General features: G+C 43.6%; 18 protein-coding genes. 9 read left to right on the top strand and 9 right to left on the bottom strand.

Features of this window, described 5'->3' with window-relative positions:
- The first annotated feature begins 630 nt into the window (after nucleotides 1–630).
- Together AC4II3_RS19115 and AC4II3_RS19110 are read left to right on the top strand one after the other, a co-directional pair.
- Nucleotides 631–894: a hypothetical protein gene (locus AC4II3_RS19115; RefSeq protein WP_488009418.1), complete on the top strand. Its 264-nt coding sequence runs from the start codon at nucleotides 631–633 to the stop codon at nucleotides 892–894.
- A 555-nt stretch (nucleotides 895–1,449) separates the two neighbouring features.
- Complete coding sequence (locus tag AC4II3_RS19110; RefSeq protein WP_488009416.1) at nucleotides 1,450–2,865, top strand: cupin domain-containing protein; 1,416 nt, start codon at nucleotides 1,450–1,452, stop codon at nucleotides 2,863–2,865.
- A 245-nt stretch (nucleotides 2,866–3,110) separates the two neighbouring features.
- Here AC4II3_RS19110 and AC4II3_RS19105 read toward each other — a convergent pair whose 3' ends face one another.
- Complete coding sequence (locus AC4II3_RS19105) at nucleotides 3,111–3,263, bottom strand: hypothetical protein (protein ID WP_488029407.1); 153 nt, start codon at nucleotides 3,261–3,263, stop codon at nucleotides 3,111–3,113.
- A gap of 123 nt (nucleotides 3,264–3,386) precedes the next feature.
- Entirely contained in the window at nucleotides 3,387–4,829 is a 1,443-nt protein-coding gene (locus AC4II3_RS19100; protein ID WP_488009414.1) for a sensor histidine kinase, read from the bottom strand.
- 917 nt (nucleotides 4,830–5,746) lie between these two features.
- Here AC4II3_RS19100 and AC4II3_RS19095 point away from each other — a divergent pair.
- Nucleotides 5,747–7,840 (top strand): M48 family metallopeptidase, encoded by a 2,094-nt coding sequence (locus AC4II3_RS19095; RefSeq protein ID WP_488009412.1) that lies wholly within the window; start codon nucleotides 5,747–5,749, stop codon nucleotides 7,838–7,840.
- A 243-nt stretch (nucleotides 7,841–8,083) separates the two neighbouring features.
- On the opposite strand, the gene AC4II3_RS19090 is transcribed toward AC4II3_RS19095, so the two are convergent.
- The gene (locus AC4II3_RS19090; protein ID WP_488009410.1) at nucleotides 8,084–9,478 is read right to left on the bottom strand and encodes a sugar porter family MFS transporter; all 1,395 of its coding nucleotides are present in this window, start codon (nucleotides 9,476–9,478) and stop codon (nucleotides 8,084–8,086) included.
- A 371-nt stretch (nucleotides 9,479–9,849) separates the two neighbouring features.
- Between AC4II3_RS19090 and AC4II3_RS19085 the strand changes: the two genes are divergently transcribed.
- Together AC4II3_RS19085 and AC4II3_RS19080 are read left to right on the top strand one after the other, a co-directional pair.
- On the top strand, nucleotides 9,850–10,167 hold the full coding sequence (locus AC4II3_RS19085) for an NfeD family protein (RefSeq protein WP_488009408.1): 318 nt from the start codon (nucleotides 9,850–9,852) through the stop codon (nucleotides 10,165–10,167).
- A gap of 257 nt (nucleotides 10,168–10,424) precedes the next feature.
- Entirely contained in the window at nucleotides 10,425–10,877 is a 453-nt protein-coding gene (locus AC4II3_RS19080; RefSeq protein ID WP_488009406.1) for a helix-turn-helix domain-containing protein, read from the top strand.
- A 110-nt stretch (nucleotides 10,878–10,987) separates the two neighbouring features.
- Here the strand turns inward: AC4II3_RS19080 and AC4II3_RS19075 are convergent, their stop codons facing one another.
- Nucleotides 10,988–12,163, bottom strand: coding sequence for a pyridoxal phosphate-dependent aminotransferase (locus AC4II3_RS19075; protein ID WP_488009404.1), 1,176 nt, complete (start codon nucleotides 12,161–12,163; stop codon nucleotides 10,988–10,990).
- Between the two features lie 635 nt (nucleotides 12,164–12,798).
- On the opposite strand from AC4II3_RS19075, the gene AC4II3_RS19070 reads away from it, so the two are divergent.
- Entirely contained in the window at nucleotides 12,799–13,209 is a 411-nt protein-coding gene (locus tag AC4II3_RS19070) for a J domain-containing protein (protein ID WP_488009402.1), read from the top strand.
- Between the two features lie 37 nt (nucleotides 13,210–13,246).
- Here the strand turns inward: AC4II3_RS19070 and AC4II3_RS19065 are convergent, their stop codons facing one another.
- The 3 genes from AC4II3_RS19065 to AC4II3_RS19055 all read right to left on the bottom strand — a co-directional run bounded on the left by AC4II3_RS19065 (nucleotide 13,247) and on the right by AC4II3_RS19055 (nucleotide 15,503).
- Complete coding sequence (locus AC4II3_RS19065; protein ID WP_075906479.1) at nucleotides 13,247–13,555, bottom strand: P-II family nitrogen regulator; 309 nt, start codon at nucleotides 13,553–13,555, stop codon at nucleotides 13,247–13,249.
- A gap of 139 nt (nucleotides 13,556–13,694) precedes the next feature.
- The gene (locus AC4II3_RS19060) at nucleotides 13,695–13,991 is read right to left on the bottom strand and encodes an acylphosphatase (RefSeq protein WP_488009400.1); all 297 of its coding nucleotides are present in this window, start codon (nucleotides 13,989–13,991) and stop codon (nucleotides 13,695–13,697) included.
- A 162-nt stretch (nucleotides 13,992–14,153) separates the two neighbouring features.
- On the bottom strand, nucleotides 14,154–15,503 hold the full coding sequence (locus tag AC4II3_RS19055) for a histidine phosphatase family protein (RefSeq protein ID WP_488009398.1): 1,350 nt from the start codon (nucleotides 15,501–15,503) through the stop codon (nucleotides 14,154–14,156).
- Between the two features lie 230 nt (nucleotides 15,504–15,733).
- On the opposite strand from AC4II3_RS19055, the gene AC4II3_RS19050 reads away from it, so the two are divergent.
- Nucleotides 15,734–17,344 carry a CPBP family intramembrane glutamic endopeptidase gene (locus AC4II3_RS19050; protein ID WP_488009396.1) on the top strand — a complete coding sequence of 537 codons (1,611 nt, stop codon included), beginning with the start codon at nucleotides 15,734–15,736 and terminating at the stop codon, nucleotides 17,342–17,344.
- 75 nt (nucleotides 17,345–17,419) lie between these two features.
- Here the strand turns inward: AC4II3_RS19050 and tftA are convergent, their stop codons facing one another.
- The gene (gene tftA, locus AC4II3_RS19045; RefSeq protein WP_488009394.1) at nucleotides 17,420–18,733 is read right to left on the bottom strand and encodes a hormogonium tapered terminus morphoprotein TftA; all 1,314 of its coding nucleotides are present in this window, start codon (nucleotides 18,731–18,733) and stop codon (nucleotides 17,420–17,422) included.
- Nucleotides 18,734–18,972: 239 nt separating this feature from the next.
- A complete protein-coding gene (locus AC4II3_RS19040; RefSeq protein ID WP_488009392.1) occupies nucleotides 18,973–20,079 on the bottom strand; it encodes a peptidoglycan-binding protein in 1,107 nt (368 codons plus the stop codon).
- A gap of 581 nt (nucleotides 20,080–20,660) precedes the next feature.
- Here AC4II3_RS19040 and AC4II3_RS19035 point away from each other — a divergent pair.
- Together AC4II3_RS19035 and AC4II3_RS19030 are read left to right on the top strand one after the other, a co-directional pair.
- Entirely contained in the window at nucleotides 20,661–23,060 is a 2,400-nt protein-coding gene (locus tag AC4II3_RS19035) for a heavy metal translocating P-type ATPase (RefSeq protein ID WP_488009390.1), read from the top strand.
- 281 nt (nucleotides 23,061–23,341) lie between these two features.
- Nucleotides 23,342–23,785, top strand: a complete 444-nt coding sequence (locus tag AC4II3_RS19030; RefSeq protein WP_488009388.1) for an FHA domain-containing protein — start codon at nucleotides 23,342–23,344, stop codon at nucleotides 23,783–23,785.
- The last annotated feature ends 267 nt before the right edge of the window (nucleotides 23,786–24,052 follow it).

Here is a 24,052-nt window from a genome sequence, read left to right as displayed (position 1 = left end):
TATGAGGTTTGATATGAGGTTTATGAGGTTTGATATGAGGTTTATGAGGTTTGATATGAGGTTTGATATGAGGTTTTATATGAGGTTTTATATGAGGTTTATGAGTTGAAAAATACTTTTAATTAGAGTTAATCTTTATAGTCAAGGAAGTAAACTTTCCTTACTTGAATACAATTACGAGTTGTGATTCTGATCAAAAAAACGTAAGCATATGCGCTACGCGCACGCTGCGCGAACAGCAGTCAGCACTCAGCAGTCAGCTTTATGACATAGGCCACAAGTCCTGTGACTTAACTCAGCATTATTCCAATGCTTACCGATTTTATTCAAAAGCTGTTCGGTGTAGCTTGCCCTATGCTCATAAGCACATCAAGTAGTGTGGCACAGGCTAGAAGCCTGTGACTGATAAGCTGATAGCTGATAGCTGATAGCTGAATACTTACAAAAAAACTCATGCCCAAGCATGTCTAGCACGTACTAACCAATCTGTTGCTGTGGGAACAGGTCAAACGAGGAGGCATGAGATTCAGTTCAAATGTTCTGCAATTGTGACATGCTCCCATCCCATTCGGACGGATTGCCAAGGGGTTTGATTTCTTGGGGTAGTGGTTTTCGCCACAGGGGTTGGGGGTGGCGAAAAAGACGGTGGCACCCATGGTGGATAAGGTGTCTCGGCTTTATGAGCAGGGTGCGGATGATGTTCGCATTGAGACTTACCTTTACCATTGGTGGCGGTGGGTAAGAAGTGGGGTGGATGGGGTTAGTCTGTTTGGTTTTGGGTTGGATGCTTTCAAGTATATTTCAACAGACCACAGAGGCAATCGCTCTCGGTTGGCTGTTTTTGCCTTCCGATACGCACCGATGATTACCAGATCTGTGGTGCGTTACGTTTGATGATGCTGCTGGCGAATTCCTGAAACTAAAATTAGGCCGTAATCCGCTCCCCTCTACCTTGGTTGGGAGAGGGGCAGGGGGTGAGGGCAGATGAGGCTTCATTCTCTGTTTGCATTATACACTCCTTATACCGCATTATTCGACTCGCCTCCTAAATGTTTCGTCATTGTTATCAATGAACTCTGCCTTCCCATTCTTAAACAGACCGGGGGGTTGAATACCACTTTTTCCTAGGAAATTACGCCCTAACATGTTAAAACAATTTACCGACAAACCCATCGTGCCAAGCACACCACGGTAACCGGGTTTTTTGAACTGAAAACTTGATTACTCGTGAAACAAACCTTTGTAATAGAACATAAACGTGGGCTAATAAACCCAGACTTTATTGATTCTAAACTCAGAGGAAAGAAGCCAACCAACTAAATCCTTTTGGAATGCCAGATGGGTGACTCCATAAACTTTCTTTATTGACACGGTTCTGTGCTACACTTCTAACGGCAGCGGAACCGCATTTCTAACCATCTTGATTGATACTCTAGTAAATAATTGATTATGGTCCATCTACGAACAAATGTCGGGAGATTCTTTCTACGGATCTCAATACTCACTCTCTTTTTTGTTATTTCAAACCTGGTTTTCCACATCCTGCCCGCGCAGGCGGATAATTATAATTATGGCCCTTGGGTTGAACAACTAACCAGTGCAGGAAAAAAACTTAGCCCACGTCATGTCTATCAGGTTTATAACCATCCCGCATTCGATCCCACACAAGAGCTTACTAACTATTCATGCCGCGACCAGACCGCTTTTGTTGAAGTGACTTGGTACTCTGAACAAGAAACGGCTGGTAATGGGCAAAGGTTTGATCCCATCAACCCTCCAGGACCACCCTTCGGGTTTAAGGAGACTTATCCCATTCAGGATGGGTGGAAGTTAAAATTCAACACACCCGATTACATCAAGGAAGGAGAAATTAAACAGGTTTCCTTTTCCGATGATGCTATCGATCCTAACGAGGATGCCTATTGTGAACATCTAGTTATTGCCGATGACATTGGACCAATGGAGTTATGGTCTGGTTTTAAGAAAACTAATGACAAGGACGATGTCGGGGAGACCTTTAACGAAGCAAAGTTCCAATACGATAACTTTGAAGGAGGCTTATCACATCATTTCACGGTAGAACATCCCATGAATGGGCATTTTGCAATTACTAAAGAGTTTTATGCCGCTGTTCCTAATGACGAAACCGTTTTGATAGCAGAATTAAATAAACACCAGTATTCGGTAAATACTGAATCGGACTTGAACTATACCTATTTTCCTTTGGGTTCCGTTACTGCACTAGGTGGTAGCACTTTTCCAGCTCTCAAGGGTGGTCTCTTCGGAGAACTTACTATTGAACCACATGCTATCCGTAACCCCCACTGGCATTTTGAGTATGCCGAGGCCGGTTTTTGTTATCAAGGTCTTGGTCAAGTCGGGGTGATTGTTCCCAAAAACACCATTCCTGTTTTTCCGCCTATTAATGGGATTCCTTTTGTAACCGACAATATCACTGAGGAGATCTTCATTAAACCGAACGAGATATTCCTTTTCCCTCAGGGGTCTCAACACTACTTGCGGAATATTGGTAACGAAGTGTTTAAATGCATGCTGTTCTTTCCTAAAGGCCTACCCCTTAACCCTCTTGCTTTGCTTACCATTAATTTAAACGACATTGTGAACAATACTCCTCTAAAAGTGACGGGTACTATGTTTAACACTGATGTTAATGGTGAAACGGACCGGAAGTTTACCGCAAAGAATATTGCTGCAGCTGCCGAAAAATCCATTGTGTCCGACCAGCAAGGTCCTCAACCCATTCTGTTGGTTGAGTCCTGTTTGGGGAATAAACCTTCTGTTAACTATCCCGTTTGTGAATTTCAAACTAACGATTGGGAAACCTATTTAGAAAACAAAAACTAAGTATCACAAGACTAGTATATTGTGTTGAACTTGTATTCGCGAGGTTGATAATTTCATTAACCTCTTTTTTTTTTTTTATTTTATAAATAATCTGTTTTCCCGGCCTGTTACTAAACTGAAACCTTAGACCTACTTCCCTTCTATTTGGTATTTATAGGTGTACATACTTTCTGAAAGGGTTATTCAATCAGATTATGTAAGGCTGTATTCATCTTTTGCTCTCAGGACACGGCGACCGGCTCCTTTTATTGCTTCTTTGATAGTATCGATTCCCATTTGCCCACCCTACTTAAGCTTGCGTAGAATCGCTCGAATCGGGGTAGGGTGGGCAAATACATGTCATCATGGGCAAGGCAATAGGCAAGAGGCTTGGGTGCAAAAGTTGTATCAATCTCCATACTTTAATGCTTAATCCTATATCATCTGGTACAGCTAAAAATCAATAAAATAGCAACATCTTCAGCAAAACTCTACCGATAAGAAAATAGCTATATTAAATTCCTGATGCCCGGCAGTATTTACTAGCACTGTAAGGGTAAACAAACCGTAAATATACTGCCTTGGTTTAACTGCGATCGCACTTTCACACTCCCTCCCATCCCCTCAACCAAAGTCCTGACAATAGATAGTCCCAAACCCGCGCCACCAGTAGAACGAGTTCTAGTTTCATCGACCCGATAGAAGCGGTCGAAAATACGGGCTTGTTGTTTTAAAGGTATACCAATACCACGATCACAGACCTCAATTCTGCCACGGCCATCCACCTGAGTTAACTTAACCGTGACTGGTTTATCGACACTAGAGTATTTGACGGCATTATCAATCAAATTCAGTAGGACTTGTTTGAGGCGATTGATATCAGCTTTGACCCAAATCCCAGGTTTATTACTCTCTACTTTAATAACTCGCTTACTATATTGTCTTGCCATCTCAGCCACCTCTTGGACCAAGTCATCTAGGACAAAGGATTCTAGATTGAAGTGTATATGACCACTATCGGCTCGTGCTAAATCCAGTAAATCCTGCAACATTTGCACGGTGCGGTCAGCTTCTGAAGAAGCAATTTCTAGGGCTTCGCGCTGAGGTGGACTCAAATTAGCACCGCGACGTAAAGTACTTTGGACATAACCAGAGACTAAGGTTAAAGGAGTGCGCAATTCATGGGATACATTGCTAACAAATTGCCGTTGATTTTCTAAGGCATCATTCAGACGCACGAGCATTTCGTCAAAGGTTTGTGCCAATTCTCTAACTTCAGTGGGAGCATTATCTAGCTGTATTTGCACATCTCCCAAATCATCAGCAGAAATACTCTCAGTTAGCTGACTCATCAACTGTAGTGGTTGGAGCGATCGCTTAATATAGAATGCGATCGCAATACACATCCCTCCAATAGCCAGTGCTGTAGCAATCCCCAGACTCCGGATCAGCTGCAAAAACATCTTTTGATCACTAGTAATGTCTTGGGCAATGTAAAACTTACCAAGATTGGATTGCTTAACTTCCAAACTAGTGCCGCAAACCACCCAGTAGCTGCCATTTACTTCCAAGACTTCCGGCATGGGCGGTATCTGTGGCAAATACTTTGGAGACGTCAGAGTTTCAATCACCTCTAGCGCTTCAGATTGAGCAACAATACCATCTTTGGGATGCTTTACCCAGAGTAGGGTGTTACTATTGCTGAGTTTATCAATTGCTTTTTGCATTCCAGTTTCCATGGTAACCATATCGCTATAGATTTCCACATCCTGGGGGAAGCGCTCTGCAATATAACTAATACTCTGTTTGTGAGTAGAAACCAGAATATCCTGCATTTTCCAGCTGGTCCAAATTGCCAAACTCCCCATACCTAAGGCTGAAACCGCCGCAATTCCTAAGGTTAGTCTTACCCGTAGGGAACGTAAATCAAGATTTAGGTAGGAGTTATTCAAGAATTTTTCCAGCAAACGGCTGGGGAACTTCATCAGTGTTTGTAAGAATATTTATATTAATATTACTGATTATTAGTTTTACAGAACAATCTGAGAAATTACTGATAGACTAGTTAAAATCAGATAACTAATATCTGCTTTCGTAGGATGGGGATTGTCAAGCTCGGATAATTGGGAATTGGAAATTGGTAACTATAATTACTATCGAGCGATAACTACTGGACTAAAAACACTACCGATATCGCACTACCCATTACGGTGTTTGACATTGATATAACCTCACAAGCTCTTATAGTAAACTTTAACATACATGCTGTCTTCGTTGCGCGTAGCTCTATAACACTACGGATAACACTATCCCAATAAGTAAATAGGATCTGATTGAGGAGACCAGTCTAAGGTTAGTAAAAGTAAGTATCTTCTGGTAGCCGAGTAAAAAGCCACCGTGTTGAACTGGATTTATTTAACTCCCTATCGGGATTTATTTTATTTGATAAACATAGCCCAATTATGAGTATCGGTAATCGGTAAAATAACGTATATTTATACTATCTACCAATGGTAATTTATTTGTGAACAATAACAAGTGGTGAGAGGCTTACCTATCACCCGCTCATGACCTGACGCCATGACCTGATCTAAGGTTGAGTATATTAGTAACCATTCAGCGGTCAGCTTATTTTATTCAAAAGCACCGATTGGGCTACGCGCAAGCTGCGCGAACAGTAGCGTGGGCTTTGGCTTCGACGCTGTGATGTAAGGCATAAGCTGATAGCTGATGGCTGATAGCTGATAGCTGAATGCTTACGTATATTAGACCTCTTGCACAAGTCCAAAACTAGTCTCCATAATCCTTCCGAGATCGGATATCCGAAGTTTTCTACTGCTGTAAGAAGTCTAATTTCTAGTTCTATCCATATGCCGTTCTAGTCATTACCGACAATTTAATTATGAAACGTTTTGGAAATTTACTGCTAATTTTGTCAGGAATCCTAATGGCGGGTGAAGCCTCAACTGCCTTAGCTAAGTCTCCCAAAATCGGGGAATCGGAACCGATCCAACACAGAAGTGAACCTCTAACTGTCTCAGATGCAGGGGCTACTGAGGTTTCTGACATGTCAGAGTATACTGAAGTTCCTAGGTTGGGGGATATATCTGAGACTGAATTACCGACTACCGATGCCCCTACCGAAACTTCCGATACTGGTATACCTATACCTATAAATCCTATAGATATAGAAGAGCCATTACCGAATAATTCCACTGAAGACACTAAGCAGCCAGATACCTTAGTGGATACGGAGGTTCCAGAAACAGACAGCTCTACGACAACTGTACCTACAATAGACTCAGAAACTGCGGATACAGAGGCAACGGAAACAGAAACTGCGGATACAGAAACTCCAGATACAGAGGCAACGGAAACAGAAACTGCGGATACAGAAACTGCGGATACAGAGGTAGAGAAAGAAGAAACCACAACGGCTGAAGACGCTGAAGAAAAAGACCTGGAAGCAGAAGCTGAAGAACTCAGCCCAGAAGAACTGGCAAAACAGCAAAAACTTATTGAAGCCGATAGACTTTATCTAAGTGGAGATATAATTGGTGCTGAACAACTATATCGTGAAGCAAAGAATCCTTTTGATAATCTAGAACCAGTTCAAAAACTACCGGAGCCAATTTACGAAACCACTCAACTCTCTCCCGCTGGTGGAGTGTACTGGCGTAACTATGAGTCAGGGTTAGAAAAGAATTTAGAAAGTAAAATTCTGATTCCCCTCAAGTTTTTAGTAGAGCAGCAACCAGAATTTATTCCCGGTCATATACGCTACGCTCAAGCTCTAAAAGATTATGAGCGGCTTGATGAAGCCTTAGTAGTTTTAACGCAAGCTAAAAATCTATATCCCCATGAGCCGGAATTAATCAAGGTAACCATGGCAATGCTAGCAGAGTCAGAAAATTGGTTTGAAGCATCTCTGGTAGCTCGTGAATTTGCCCTGTTTAATACTGAGAATCCTCAATCGGAAGAGTTTCTTCAGCTCGCTGATCAGCATCTAGACCGCCACATTTCCCATCTCCGGAATGAAATTACCGGTAATACAATAATGAATGTGATCACTGGAACATTAGGTTATGTTTTTACTGGTAATCTCTTTGGTCCCCTGTCGGCAATAGAGTCAACTGTATTAATGCTTCAGGGAGAATCAGGCATTGGGAAAAGAATTGCTAAGCAAGCACAAAAGCAATTACCGATGCTAGAAGACGAAGAAGTGCTGGAGTATGTGCGGGAAATGGGAAATGAACTTACCAAGGTAACAGGTCGCGATGAGTTTAACTACGAGTTTTTTGTAGTCATGGATGACCAACTCAATGCTTTTGCTCTACCAGGAGGTAAAATATTTATCAACGCTGGGGCTATCCTAAAAACCAAGTCCGAAGCAGAATTAGCTGGTTTACTGGCTCACGAACTCTCCCATGCTGTCTTATCCCACGGTTTCCAGTTAGTAACTCAAGGTAACTTGACTGCTAACATTACCCAATTTATACCCTATGGTGGCACTGCTGCTAATTTAATTGTACTTAACTATAGCCGGAATATGGAACGTCAGGCTGATGATTTAGGAACTAAAATTCTTGCGGCTAGTGGCTATGCAGCAGATGGATTGCGCAATTTGATGATTACACTGCATGATCAAGGTGGACCAAAACCCTTATTTCCTTGGCTTTCAACTCACCCAGAGACTAAAGAACGGATTAATAATTTAGAAGCTATAATCGACAATAATGGTTATAACCGTTATACCTATGAAGGTGTGGAAAAACACCTAGAGATTCAGAAGCGAGTTGCTCAACTTCTGAAAGAATATGAGGAAAAACAGAAGGAAGAAGAAGAGGGAAAACAGGCTGAAAAACAAAAAGATGACCAGCAGCAAACACAGGAGCAAGAACAGGAACTAAAACAACAAGATGAGCAGGAGCAACTACAGCAGCAAGAACAGGAGCTAAAAGAACAAGACGACCAGGAGCAATTACAGCAGGAGTAAGCATATACGCTATGCTCACACTGCGCGAACAGCAGTCAGCAGTCAGCAGTCAGCAGTCAGCCATTCCCGTAGCGTGGTCATAGGCCAAGGCTCAAGCTAAGTGAACAGCTTATTTTATTTAAAATTACCTCAAGTAGGGTGGCCACAATCCCCTGATAGCTGATAACTGATAACTGATAGCTGATAGCTGATAGCTGATAGCTGATAGCTGATAGCTGATAGCTGATAGCTGAATACTTAAGATCACATTGCTTCAAGTTCCTTACCTTTGGTTTCCCGAACTGCGAAAACAACTAAGAAAAAGGAGATAGCAGCAGCAATGGTATAAAGACCATAAGCAGTACCTAAACCAAATCTAGTCAGGAGAATGGGGAAGGTGATGGTAATGAAAAAATTGGCCATCCATTGAGTTGAAGCACCAACAGACAGTGCAGACCCTCGAATCTGGTTGTTGAACATTTCCCCTAGCATCACCCAGACCACTGGTCCCCAGGAAAAGCCGAAGCAGAACACATATAGGTTAGCGGCGAAGAGGGCAACAATCCCTTCAGAGTGAGTCAGAATCAATTCACCACCACTATCCAACTGGGCGAAACTGAAAATAAATGCCATTATGCCCAAGGTCAAGGTCATGCCAATAGACCCAAGGAGCAGAAGGGGTTTGCGTCCAAATTTGTCGATGTATGCGATCGCTAAAAGGGTAGTAAGAAGATTAATAGCGCCAGTAATAACATTAATTAGCAGGGAATCCCCTTCTGAAAACCCTACCGCTTGCCATAACACATTACCATAGTAGAATACTACATTAATTCCGACAAATTGTTGGAAGATAGATAGTCCCATGCCTAGCCAGACAATGGGAAGCAGCATACCATTTTTACCAATCAGATCAGACAGTTTAGGCTTGCGCTCCTTGAGAACTGTTTGCTGAATTTCCAAGACCTTGGCTTGGACATCACCACTCTCAATCTTGGCGAAAACAGCAGCAGCTTTTGTCAATCGGCCAATAGAGACCAAAAAGCGGGGAGATTCGGGAATCAACCAAGCCCCCACTCCATAAACACTTGCTGGAATAACTTCCATCCAGAACATCCAGCGCCAAGCCGGTATAGAAAACCAAAGTGGTGCTTCTGCTGAACCGGTAGCCATACCAATCAAGTAATTGCTGACAAAAGCAATAAAAATACCAATAACAATGGCCAATTGCTGCAGAGAACCTAACCTTCCCCGCAGGTGAGCTGGAGAAACCTCTGCAATGTAAGCTGGACTAATTACACTAGCGGCACCCACAGCAATGCCACCCACCAGTCGATAGACTACAAAATCCCAGATACTGATCGCTATACCAGAGCCAATGGCACTGATAGTAAATAAAGCAGCAGTCATCAGCATCACCTTTTTGCGGCCATACCAATCCGCCATCTGTCCAGCGTAAAACGCCCCAACTGCAGAACCTAGCAGCATCGAAGATACTGAGAATCCCGTCCCGACGCTAGTGGAGTTAAAGGCTTTTTGCAGTGCTGTAATGGTGCCATTGATGACTGCACTGTCGAAACCGAATAAAAAACCACCAATGGCAGCCACTGCGGAAATCAGGACTACAAAAGATATATGGTATTTTTGTTTGTCATTTATCATTTATAGCAGTTCTCAATGGGGTGAGGTACTTTCGTCTTGGGTTAATCGGAGTAGGGAGTAGGGAGTAGCGCTGCATCACTTTTCAATTTTCCATCCTCATCGATACTTTGCATACCTGGAAGCTTTTGCTCTAATTCTTTAGGTGGAGAAGTTGCCAGTTAAGCAACTGTCTATGGAAAGAACGACCTATCACCTTAGGCATAGCAGCATCTAATAATAGACACAGCTAGGATTATAGCCAAATATTGCCAAGACCCTAACTACCACGGGATTGTGTACAGGTTTAAATAGTGGCATGGGATACCTCACCAAGCTTTAAAAAACGAAAGTAGAGTTTAAAGGTAAGGTAAAGCTCAGGGAGCAGGCAGCAAATGGAATCAACTAAAAACCCCACCATGGAAGAGATGAACCTATTCTCAGAGCCTGGCAGTGGCAAGGTAGAAAAGACAATTACCCCTCATAAGCCAGGACGAGTCAAGTATAAAGCAACTTACTGGCCAGCAGAAGTATGCTCCGATTTTCAAGTCACCCTTGAACCTGAAGACCCAGTTACAGTTGTTGGTCGGCGGGGCATTACCCTGATTGTGGTACCAGTGGGTTATATTTTTCCCGACGATTCCCAAGAGTCGAGCCAAGGCTTAGCTAGAGGGATTGTCTCACGCTTGTTTAGTTGGACTCAACGAGTGTGAGTGTTTACAGTATTCTGTAATCCAAACTAATTAACTTTAGAAGCCCAATACTGAACCTAGGGTTGACAGTATTGGGCTTCTAGGTTTACTTGAACTTTGCCACTAAGATCACTATTTTGAGCGACTTAGGAAATAACTCTACCGTTAAAGTTCCTTAATAATTAACCCTATTTAATAGCTGAGTTTACTAGAAGTTTGACACCAAGGTTACTTTTTCTTTATAATAGTGTTATCGGTATAGTTTTTAGAAAACAGCTATGAACAAGTGCGTTTGTACTACTGAAGCGGCATCTCTTTTAGGTATTTCTCCTCGGCGATTGCGCCAACTCCTAGAGAAGGGTCGGGTTCGGGGTGCCTATAAAAGTGGGAAATTCTGGATTATTCCCCTGTTCAACAATCTGCCTCAAATCATTAAAGGCACTAGAGGACCAAAAGGAAAATGGCGTACTACTCGTACTCCGGCTCTAGCCAAGATTAATGTCAACCGTAATCACATTGGCTCGAATATCAACAAAAGTCCTCAAGAGCGCAAGCCAGTGATTTCAGTAAAACGAAGTGGCAACAATGTATACGGCAACCAGGTAGAAATCCTCGGTCCGTGTAGGATTGTATATCAGCCAGACACTCCACTGGCTTGTGGCGCTCGTCTGTGGATCGAAACCTTCAGTGACATTCACTTTATTGGTGGGAGTTTTTCTGCTCGTGGTTGAAGCAAAAGTTGCTAGTTATCGACAGCAGAACAGAGATATCAAAGTTTGTCGAGGATGGCAACAACTGATCACAAAACTGTGATCAAAGAACTATGCAAAGCCTCGGGATTTTATCCGTGGCCATTGACTTGATGCAAAAACTTTTCCAACCGATCCATTCCCTTCTCAATGGAAGCCATATCCGTAGCATAGGAAAGACGGATACAATCATCAGCACCAAAGGCAATACCAGGAATTGCAGCAACTTGCTGGGAACTGAGCAAGCGATCGCAAAATTCCAAAGAGGTTAAACCAGTTTGACTAATGTTAGGGAATAAGTAGAAAGCAGCGTCTGGCTTCACACAAGTCAGGCCAGGCATGGCCGTGAGGCGCTCTAACATCACCTGTCGCCGTTGGGCAAAGGCTTGGCGCATCTGTTCTACACAGTCAAGAGAACCTTCCAAAGCTGCGATCGCACCATACTGAGCAAAGGTACAAACATTGGAAGTGCTATGACTTTGAATTGTGGTCATTGCTTTAATTAGCTCTAGTGGACCGGCTATATAACCGATACGCCAGCCGGTCATGGCAAAAGCTTTAGCAAACCCATTACTAATGATAGTGCGCTTGAATATTTCTGAGCCTACTGCCCCAATACTAAGGTGTTGAGCCCCATCGTAGCGAATTTTCTCGTAAATTTCGTCAGAAACCACCAGAATATCTTGCTCTACAACTACCTCCGCCAAGGCTTTTAGTTCGGCGGGAGTATAAACCATACCGGTGGGATTAGACGGAGAGTTGAGAATAAATAATTTAGTTTGGGGTGTGATGGATGAACGGAGCTGAGCCGGTGTAATTTTGTACCCAAGAGTGGCATCTGTAGGAACAATCACAGGTTTGCCACCAGCCAGCTTCACCATTTCTGGATAGGAAAGCCAGTAGGGAGCAGGAATAATCACCTCATCTCCCACTTCAATCAGAGCCAGCATCAAGTTGAATAGGGATTGCTTACCGCCATTGGTGACAATAACGTTCTGTGTATCGTAATCCAGGTTATTCTCATGGCGCAGTTTATTTGCGATCGCAGCTCTTAGCTTCGGTTCCCCAGCGGCTGGACCATACTTAGTCTTTCCTTCATCCAGGGCTTGCTTACTGGCTGCTTTAATATGAGCGGGAGTGTCAAAATCCGGTTCTCCGGCGCTAAAACTACAAACATCAATCCCATCTGCCTTCATGGCTTTGGCTTTAGCAGCAATGGCTAAAGTTAAGGAAGGGGTAACTTGACCAACTCTTGATGCCAGCTTCATTCTCACAAATAATAACTGAGGAATTGTTAATCCGATTGCCTTGACAATCTTATCATTATCTCATAATGCCTAGGCATTTTTGACTAAATTTTAGAGTTTTTTTAGATTTTTTTAATATTTATTTTATGTTTAAGCCTTGTCCCTTTGTCATCTAATCAGGGCTAATCAATGCTGTAGAGGTTTGCTGTCAAACTATGAACTTACGTTAACTAAAGACTAGAAACTATATATTTCTTAAATTGATGTGTTTTTTTCCTGCAATTGACTGACAATTAATTCAGACTTAAATTTATTGTTTACTTGACTAAGTAGCAGAACAAACGCATCTAAATGCTAGAAGCCTTACTCAGATAAGATAACAAAAATAATAAGCAAAATTACTTATCGTATTACTCTTATATCGAGTAGGTATTTCAAAATAAGATGCCAATATCGCTGAACTAAGTAAGTAGCTATAAAAGTAAAAGTTTCTCAGTGCTAAGTGTTAAAGTCCTGAGTTTTTTCCAGCACTTTGAGAGTGATGAACTGACTCAAGGACTTTCATCACAGCGCGAAATTTGCCCCAACAAGTTTGTTTGGGCTTCTTTGTGTCTACTAATTGATTTTCCTGTCACTGTCGGAAGAGGATATTGTAAATGTTAGAGGTAGAGAAATACTACAGAATCCTGGAGCTGGAGCCTGGAGCTTCACAGGAGGAGATTCACCAGGGCTACCTCGATTTGACCTGGGTATGGCATCCTGACCGTTTTCCTGGTCATCCCCGGCTACAACAGAAAGCTCACTCCAAGCTACAACAAATCAATGAAGCTCATGCCCAATTGCGCTCTTTACAAAGAACTCTCGGTTGGCAAAATAGACACCCCAAGCCTAAACGCCAGAACCAATCACCATTAAAAAACCAATATCGTAACTCAGACTTATATAAACGGGAAGTTAATCCTGTAACCACTGAAGCTAGTGAAAGTAAAACTGGGAGTCAGAATCAGGGAAGTCCAAAGTCTAGGCGTGTCTATCGCAGCCAGAAAATTGATGATTGGTTAGATTAACTGACTGGTGATTATTTGTGATTACTTGATTGGTGCTCTAATTGCTTAAGGTTTCTATATCCTGTCGGTAGGCAATTAAAGCGTGACGATTCCGGTATTCGGCTATAGCACGCAGAATTGCATCAGACACTTCCCGGGATACGATCGTCTTAATTTCAACATTGGTGTTGTAGCCCGGAATATCTCCTAGGCGTCTGCCGTGACCCCCCTCTCCCCTGACATCACTAACAGTATAACCAGTAGCCCCGTGGCTTTTGATTAGCTTGACCAGGCTTTCTCTAATTACTGATTCACCAATGATGGTGACTAAGACAGCATTATTGATGGGAGCATCTTCTGTAGACATAGGAAATTCCATAATCCTGACATCTACTAGTCTAGAATCTACTAGTCTAGACTAGTAGATGTTTATTTTTAGTTATCAATGGGATTGACCTACGGTCACGCTACGGGAACCCATTGATAACTAAGCTCAACTATACCGATTAGTGCGTAATTTCAAATCCCTGCAAACCTTCCGGTGTCTCATTATTAACCACCACATTGTCAACCACAGCATTTAACGGTCCGCTATGACACCAACGAACCATAGCTTGCACTGCTGCGGTATTTCCTTCAAACACTGCTTCCACACGCTTATCAAGAAGATTTCTGACCCAGCCATTCACCCCTAGATGCTTAGCTTGAAGCATTGTGGCGTAGCGATAACCAACTCCTTGAACTCTTCCGGAAATGAAAACATGACTGCGAATTTGCTTGTGTGGTGTTGATGAGTTTTGCATTGAGCAGTTTGCTGTTGACTACACCAATTAATGTTGAAGGTTGTTCGCCGTAAGCATCCTTATGTCGGCGAGGTTGACTGTAACACACTTTGCTTACGGTCAACTTTTAACCAACCTTCAACATAGTTACCCCAAAGCATGGAAGTTGATCGTATCCTTTAGCTACAGCGCACCAGCGGCTGTTTTATCCAATACACCTCCAGATAGGTGTGTGGTGATATTCATCGCTTGCAATACTGGGGCTTTTTCTAAGCCTTGGGGATAATCAATTACGCTGACAGCCCCATTGCCCTGCTTGATATTCCAAATTAATGCTGGACTCAAGCCAAGAATGTCACAAAGTACTACTTTATTGATAGCATCATGAGCCACCACTAAGCCAGTCTGAAATCCAGAACCAGATGCTGTAGCCGATTTAACTATCCCATTCCAGGATGGCATTGCCCTTTCCAAAACATCCTGTAGGTTCTCTCCTTCTGGCATTTGTACGGTTTCTGGGGCAACTTTCCACTGATTGAGCAATTCACCATACTCTTGGGTAATCTCTGACTCTAATTTGCCCTCCCATAAGCCATGACTGATTTCCCGGAGTCCATCATCAAGTTGCAAATTGACATTGGGGTGAGACTGGAGAATAATTTCAGCAGTTTCCTTAGGACGCAGCATGGGGCTACTGACTGCCAAATCAATGGGGATATCTTTTAGAAACTCACCCGCAAGCTGTCCTTGTTTACGACCATTGTCATTTAAAGGTACATCAATCTGTCCCTGAAAGCGAGAGGCACGATTCCAATCGGTTTCACCATGGCGCACCAACAACAGACGCAACCCTTGGTCAATATCTCCCCTTCTTGGCAAGGTTTCTCCCAAGTGGGAGGTTTGATTAAAGGATTCCAATTGTACGGTTTCTCCCCAACCACCAGTGAAATTTAGCACATTGATGCAACAATTGGATTGCCTGAGACTATGGTAACGAGCAGGAGTTACCCCAATGGCACTGCTAATTAAGCAGCGATTGATACCATTATGGGCTACGATTAAAATCGTGCCTCCTTGATGGAGGGGGATAACCTCTTGCCAAAACTGCTCTGCTTGTTTGTATAGTTCAAGCACTGGAAAATGTTCTTTAGACCCGACCGCTGTGGGAATGACCATGGAAAATTCATGGGGGCTTTCTTTCCAGCGCTGGTAGTCTTCTGGGAATTTTTCCTTAACTTCATTCTTTTGCAGATTTTGCCAAAGGGGTAAATCGATTTCCATCAGCTGATCTGATGGCTGTAACTGGGGAGCGTCTGGCAAATAGGATAGGATAGTCTCTGCAGTTTGCTTTGCCCGTTGTAAAGGGGAGCAGTAGATAGCATCAAAGCTGAGGCTACTGAGGGCAGTACCAACTTTTTGGGCATCAGCACGACCTTTGTCGGTCAAGACTGACTGATCACTGCGTCCTTGAATGATCTGCTGAATGTTGTAAGTACTTTGACCGTGACGGACAATAACGACGCGGGTAGCCAATCTCTTATTCCTCCATGAGCAGGTATGTGGTTCAGCCGGGTCAGCTAGGGTGACAAATGTATACTGGGTCTACTGAGATGATTCCGAATCATCAAGGTAATTGTAACCTAGCTAGATCATCCCTAAACTGGCAGTGTAAAGTTGGTGACTAGTTATTGGTTAGTAGTCCATTGAGCAGCAAAAAATAACTAGTAACTAATGAGCAAAATGCTTGTGTGTTGGGGGGTTCGATGACTATAAAACGGTTCTTTTTGATTGTACTGACGATTTTTGCGATCGCTAGAATTGGGCTTTCTCTGGTAGAAAGCTGGGGTCAGCCCCAGATTCAAACTAATCTGGAACTTCGCCAAACCAATCTAGTACTCCATGGCTGGGAGTGGAAAAACACAACCTCTGATTCTGCTACATCTGAGCAATCTAATCAGAAGTCTAAGGTAGATTGGACTGTGGCTCGTAATGCTTTAATTAGTGCTGAGCCGTTTCAATCTGCTCAAAAACAGTATGAAACAGCCCGTCAATTGGCTCAGACCAATCAGTCAAAGCTCCTGAGCAAACTCAAAAAATTTTCAGTAGGGAAGGTAACCACACCGAACGATGGGGCGCAATCACAATCACCAGCTACTCCCCTGACCCAAAACTCCTATCCCTCCGAGCAACAGCAATTGCAACAGTCATTATCTGACATCGAACAGCTGATTGCTCGGCTGGATTTGCGTATTGGCATTCTCCAAGCTCAACAAGGAAAAACCGATGCTGCTATTGAAACCTGGGATAAACAGACATACTCTAATGGCTCATTAGAAACTGCTGGGGTATTAATCGGTCTATGGAGTGAGCCACCCCTGGTACTACCAGATGCTGAGCAAAAAATTGAACAAAACTTAGATAATTGGTTCCGCTATCGGGCGTTGAGTCAGCTGTATCAAGTGCAGCAGCGCCAAAGTGACCTATTCTCACTCCAAACCCAAGAACAAGAAACCGCTGAACAAGCCATTGTCAAATTATTTGTGATCGCTGTCATCCCAGGATTTAACACTCTATTGGGTTTGGTAATCTTAGTGTCCTTGGTTGGTCAGTTGTTATTTCAAGGTAAGCAATCTCTTCTAGCAACCAATCATAATGTCCCATGGAAAACAGCTTGGGATGGGGAAATTATTTGGCAAGTGCTGATTTTTGGTTTTTTCGCCATCGGTCAACTGCTGTTACCCCTTGTAATTGGGCTGTCACTGGGGATTGTTGGGATTAACCCAGCCAATTTTACGGTACGGATGAGTGCTTTGTATGTGTTGCTAACTTACCTAATCATGGCATTTGGGGGCTTGTTAGTGATGTACCTTTCCATTAAGCCCTTTTTGCCCCTGCCAGAGGATTGGTTTAGCTTTAAGTGGCGCAGCAACTGGATTGTCTGGGGAGTCGGTGGCTATTTGATAGCACTCCCCTTGGTGATTGTGGTATCTCTGATTAACCAACAGTTATGGCAAGGAAATGGAGGTAGTAACCCACTGTTGCCCCTAGCTTTGGAGGGACAGGACACCATAGCTTTGACGATATTTTTTCTGACAGCAGCTGTGGCAGCACCGGTGTTTGAGGAGATAATCTTTCGAGGGTTCTTGTTGCCCTCTTTGACTCGTTATCTACCAGTTTGGGGAGCGATCGCATTAAGTAGTCTGATTTTTGCGATCGCTCATTTGAGTCTCTCAGAAGTCCTACCCCTAGCCACATTGGGAATTGTCTTGGGATTCGTTTACACGCGATCGCGTAATCTTTTAGCTCCCATGCTGCTCCATAGTCTCTGGAATAGTGGTACGCTTCTGAGTTTGTTTGTTTTAGGCAGTAGTTAACAATTAAGTTAAACGTGTGAAGTATCAAGTGTGAAGTATTAAGTGTGAAGTATGACCTGTGACATTCTTCATGCTTCAAAAAACACCATAAAGCTGTTTAATAAATACCATAATCTGATTCCCGTACTCCAAATCTGGATTCCAACGTCTGCCTAAGTCATAAACGGAAGGAGCAACACCTCTGGGAACATACTCAAAACGAGGGTCTACTATCGGGACCTCGTTAATCATATCAGTACTGGCATATGCCTTCAGGTGCTGAATGTGAGCTTTAACTCCTGTTTTCGGGTCAGGAAACGTAGCACCAGCAGCACTAGCCTCAACGGTACCCAATCCACAGAAGTTATTCTGCTCAGGTTTGACCTTACCTCCAAAGCGTAAATAATCGGTTTCCAGACACATCTGACAGAAGGCAACATCATGGTTCACTCCCTCATTTTCCGCTTCTTCTATGTAAAGTCTGGGTAAGTCAGGAAATTGTTTTAAACCGTCTTGATTTTTTTTCTCAAGAAAGCTTTTCAATTGGCTTTCAGTGGCATTTCCCATCGCCATAATTTGGTCACCATCTTCCAATAAGGTGCGGGGAAGTGAATTTAAAATTACAGTTTTTGTCTGATTTTCCCAGGATGCAGCTATATTAAATTCCTGTAAGTCTACCGCTTTGACATAGACAACATTTCCGTAACTGATTTGGCGAATATCTTCCCGTTCAGTTAGGCTAATCCCGAGCATTTCCACTAAATCAACGGGAATAAAGGCATTGCTATTAATTAAAATTCCTTTTTCGTCATACTTCTGTTGTTTAATAAAGATATTGATAGTAGGAAATTCAGTATTTTTTGGAGTCTGACCGCTCCATTGAATTAACCCTTGAGCAATCCCTTTGGCAAATTTTTCCCGCTGATTTTGCAGTAACTCTAGGTCTTGAGGATTGTCGATAAAACACAACTGCATCAGTACCGAAGAGACTGCTACCTGACGACAAAAGGATAAGCCGCGCCGATTTGGAGAGTGGATATCCGCTTGAATGCCACGACTGGGAAGTTCAGGAATTTCTTGGAGTAAGGCATTCAGTAAGAGCTGAGCATCCAGCTGCCTTTCATCGTTACCATGGATGTAAAAGGCTTGAGCCCCTCGCAGGGAACCGTTAAAGGCATTACCATGGATTTCCAAGGCTACGTCACCAGGTACAGCATTGGCATTGATCCATCGAATCGTGTCTCGACGACTGAGAGAGTCAGGAACAACAATACAATCTACTCCCCGTAATTCCAGCTCTTTAACAATTTCGTTACGGGTAAGTATCATTTCCCGAGATTCTGTTGTGCCTAAAGCGACTACTCCCGGGTCTTTGAGGTCATGACCAGCGGAAATTATAATACGTGCCATGGGTGGGTTTCTTCTCCTTGGTATACCGTTTTTTGGTCGAAAAATAATTCGGTAGATTGCTTTAAAAAGCCGTGCTAATAGCTTACGCATTTCGCATTTAAATTGTCAGTTACGGAAAAAGAATCAATGAAACCATCAATGATGACTTAGGAATGATGAATATCTCTGGAACTTGTTAATGAATGATAGATTATTTGACCATTGACCATTACCATTCGGTTAGAGTCAATGGTGCTCAATTAAAGTCCCATCTTGGCACGGGTTGCTGGTCCGACAATTCCATCTACATCTAAACCGTTTTGTTCTTGGAACTGCTTTACAACTGCCTCACTACCTGGTCCATAGACACCATCCACATCCAGACTATAGCCTGCTTTGGCCAAGGCTTGTTGAATAGCACGCACGTCTTCTCCTTTCATGTAAGGTCGGCTTAGGCGCAGTACCCGAAATTGTATAGACTTCTCAGATTCTTTCTTGGAGGGTACCGAGATCGAAAACCCTTCTGAAAAACTATTGTTTAGTCGTCTCTCGGTTGATGGTCCGTAGGAACCATCTTCGGCAATCCGGTCATTGATATTAAAGCGGTTCCAAACTCGCTGGAATGCCCGCACTGCTAAGGAGCGAATGTCTCGGGTACCTCCGCCTACGTAGTCGAAATGAACTGGGTCCCCCCAACCGAGCCATCGCCAGCCGTACTTCTGGAGGTAAGGTCGCCAGCTCAGGTAATCTGAAATATCAATGGCTAGACCACTTTGGTGATTACTGCGAGACGGACGGGCAGCAATAGGAATACCGCAACGGCGATTTCTGTAGTGGTTATATAGTATTAATTGCTGGGCAATGGTCCGATAGGCTGAATTTACTACCATGGGAACGCCCCGGTCTTGAATAGCACGTTCAAGAGCTCTTTTGGCAGCGGGTTGCAGCACAGCCCAGACCGCAGGACCTAGTTGCACATCTAAATCATCAAAGCTGATTAGTACATTTGGGATCAGTCGGTTCATTTCATCAATAATCTGCTTGTCTAGTCCCCGAACCACTTCTGTGGAGCAGGAGGTAACATTTCTGACCTTGATGGATATTTTCTTAGGGAACAACTGCTTGTCATCATCCCAAACCTCCACATGGGGTTCGTAGACGTACCAGGTATTCTTGCCATTAAATTGATCTTTGGTCAAAGCAATCCGCAGGTAAGACTTCTCTTCTTTGACGTCTACCCAGCTGTGCAGCTCTAGTTCCCTGCCTTTTTTGACCCAAACTTTATCCTCTTCATTTTCGATCTTCTGGCTGGGTACGGGTTGCTGTTTTAGGAAGGTATCATGTACGATTTTCAAAGATAAGACCATCAGTTTCCCTCATAGACGTAATGGTGGCAGTAGTCGTGATTGGTGAGCCGTTATTAGTGAGTCGTGATTGGTGTTTGTTAGTTAAAGTAAACTCCTGTCTAGGAGGAGTTATTAGGACGTTTCAAGCTAGCTGTTGTTAGCCCTACCAAACTCAAGACTCTTCCACTATATATTCATATTCAATACTAGAGCCCGGGATTACGGGCAAATCCTTGGCAAAATTGGGCATAATCCTCCTGTTGTAACGGTTAGAGTCAAGAGGAGATCAAGGTAGATGCTTGATTCGACAGTGAGCAGCTACCGACTGGATTGCTACGCCCAATCCCTGTTAATGCAATCAGCATCTCACCCTTAAGTCGAAACTTTTAAGTTAGTTATATCTCAATTATCTAAGCTGACGGAGCTTTTTTTCCAAGTGTTCTGCTGTCGTCATTGGCATAAACAAGGAAATAATGATAACCATTAATAATTTTAACTGTAGCCTAGTTGAGCAGCCCTTAGCCTAAGCTAGAAATTAGAGGCATGCGTTCTTCTTAATCCTCAAGGGGTTGCCACTATTACTGAAGCTGTTGACCAAATCTATGCCAAAATCTATCCCAATTTCCGCCAAGACTACCTTAACCCAACCAGCGTTGCCTGTAGAAACGATCACATTAGATGTAACTGGCATGAAATGTGCTGGTTGTGTTGGTGTGGTGGAACGGCAACTGAGCAGTAACCCTGGGGTATCGAAAGCCTGTGTCAATCTGGTCACTGGGGTAGCTGTGGTGGAGTATCAAGCTGATCAGGTACAACCAACTGTCCTAGCTGAGCTGCTTACATCAAAAGGGTTTCCTAGTCAACCCCGTTTACCTGAAACTGAACAGGGAACTAAGAGCCAGGATAGGTTAACACCAGCCCAGAGACATCAGCAAGAAGCTAGAGCATACCGCCAACAACTAGTGATTGCTGCTGTGCTGATTGTCTTCTCTACAGTAGGACATATCGGTCATTGGTTCCATGGACCAATGCTCCCAGTATTGAGTACTTTGTGGTTCCATTGGGGATTGGCAACTCTAGCGCTATTACTTCCGGGACGCTCTATTATAGTCGAGGGTGGGCGGGGTTTGTGGCACGGTGCTCCCAATATGAATACGTTGATCGGACTGGGGGCGGTGACGGCTTACACCACTAGCTGTGTGGCATTACTATTCCCTAACCTGGGATGGGAATGTTTCTTTGATGAGCCAGTGATGTTGCTGGGTTTTATTCTTTTAGGTCGGACCTTAGAGCAAGGAGCAAGATATCAAGCTGCTGCTGACTTTGAGTCTTTGCTATCCCTACAGCCTCAGGTAGCCCGTTTGATTGGAACATTAGAGGGTAAAGAAGGTGATCAAGCGGGGATCGAAATTCCTGTGGAGCAAGTCCGGGTAGGAGAATGGTTAAGGATATTACCTGGGGAAAAAGTTCCTGTCGATGGGGAAGTGATTACTGGACTCTCATCGATTGATGAGTCAATGCTGACTGGGGAATCTCTACCAGTATTGAAGCAACCAGGAGACATGGTTACTGGTGGCACGTTGAATAAATCGGGAGTGCTGGTGGTAAAGGCAACCCGTACTGGTAGAGAAACTACTTTGGCACAAATTGTAGCACTAGTGGAGGAAGCGCAAACTCGGAAAGCGCCAGTACAGCAGTTAGCGGATTTGGTAGCAGGGTATTTTACCTACGGGGTGATGGCGATCGCATTTTTAACGTTCCTATTTTGGTACGTGGCTGGCACTAGAATCTGGCCGGAGGTCTGGTCAACCATGGCGGCTTCTCCATTACTGTTGAGTTTGAAGTTAGCGATCGCAGTTTTAGTGATTGCTTGTCCCTGTGCCTTGGGTCTAGCCACACCTACCGCCATTCTAGTCGGTACCAGCCTGGGGGCAAAGCGGGGCTTATTAATCAAAGGTGGTGACATTTTAGAACAAGTGCATCGGCTGGATACTGTGGTTTTTGACAAAACCGGTACCCTAACTCAGGGTGAACCCACAGTTACCGATTGCCTGCTGATTCAACCTGATACAGAGAATGACACACAGAGCGGGATTGGTACCAAAACCATTGCTCTATCTTCTACTAGTCAATTGCTGCAACTGGCAGCAGCAGCAGAAAGTGGCACATCCCATCCCTTAGGTAGCGCAATTGTTACTGAAGCTCAACAGCAACAGTTACCGATGTTAGGGGCTCAAGATTTTTACACAGAACCAGGATTGGGAGTATCAGCTTTAGTAGAAAACCAACGGGTAGTGCTTGGCAGTGCAGACTGCTTGAGTAAGCAGGGTATTACGATTAGCGATACTGCTCAAGGGGAAGTCAAGGCTTTGGCAGATGGGGGGAAAACAGTAGTTTACGTAGCCGTTGATGGGGTACTAGCTGGGTTAATTGGTGTGAATGATGTTCCGAGAGTCGAGGCTAAACAAACAGTAGAACACCTCAAAGACCTGGGATTGCGGGTAATGATGCTAACTGGTGACAGACCGGAAGTGGCGGCTGCTGTGGCCAAAACTTTGTCACTAGAGCCAGAGGATGTTATTGCTGGGGTGCTTCCTGATGGCAAAGCTAATGCGATCGCAAACCTCCAAGACCAGGGACACTGTGTCGCTATGGTGGGAGATGGCATCAATGACAGTCCAGCTCTAGCACAAGCTGATGTTGGGATTGCCTTGCATGGGGGAACCGATGTGGCAGGGGAAACAGCAGGAATTATTCTGATCAGAAATAACTTGCTCGATGTGGTCAAGTCCATAGACCTATCACGAGCTACTTTCAACAAAATCCGCCAGAATCTGTATTGGGCATTCGGTTACAATGTATTGGGTATTCCCATAGCCGCTGGTGGGCTACTACCAGGATTTGGGATGGTACTTTCTCCTGCTGCTGCTGGTGCCTTAATGGCTTTCAGCTCAGTTAGTGTTGTCACAAACTCACTGTTGCTAACCCGTTTACGGAATTAGTGCAAGTCCGCTTGAATACCTATAGTAAACCATCCACAGCAGCAAGGTGTAAGAAGGCTACAGTTCCCTGGGTCATCGGAAACCACTACCTTAGGGTAAGCTTGGTGTTTGGTAGTTTACTTTTATTCATTCAAGGGATAATCAGGTAATGCTCAGCACTCAGGAGAGTTTTATAGGTAAATCAGTCCTTAAGTCAGTCGCAAGCTGGTTGAGACCTGTGCCAATGTAAGTAAATAAGAGTATTGTTCTCAACCAATTACCCTTTTGATCACGAGCGATTCATGGCTACACAATCTGACCACAACCATTTACTTATTATTGAGGATGACAAAGGAAGCAAGCAGATTCCTTTGGAAGAGGAGGTATATTCTATCGGTAGAGATCCAGAGTCTGATATCCGCCTGTTTTCAAAGTTTGTGTCTCGCCGACATGCCACCTTAGTCAGGCGTAAACGTTCTGATGGCAGTCCCTACTACCGAATTTTTGATGGTAACCTCAAAGGTAAGACTAGTGCCAATGGCATTTTAATCAATGGTCGTAAGCTTCAAGCCCATGATCTCGAAGATGAAGATGAGGTAATTTTCGCTCCTAAGGTCAGTGCTAAATATTATCTACTGAAGCGAGAGAATACCCCAACTGATCCAGTAGATCAAATCGATGAGGAGTATGATATTACCCTAATTAATCCCGGCATGGTTGATGATCCGGAAGAATGGGATAATTAGAGATTAAATGACAGCCAAGTTAACCTTAAAATTATAGCTTTTTCAGAAGTCAGAAGTCAGAAGTCAGAAGTAAGCTATGACTTACGTTTCGGAGTTTAGGAATGTCAAACATCTGAATGGGTAGTGCTATACCTACCTGTTAGTTAGTACTTGGTGGTGGGAATACTAGCAATGTCAAGTGCTTTGGGCACACCACTGAGCTACTAATAACGAACAGATGAAGCAAGCAATAACGCCATGTTCAATACTTGGCACTATTCTGCTATT

The sequence above is a fragment of the Moorena sp. genome (assembly GCF_982860115.1).
This window is presented reverse-complemented; position numbering and strand designations above follow the sequence as displayed.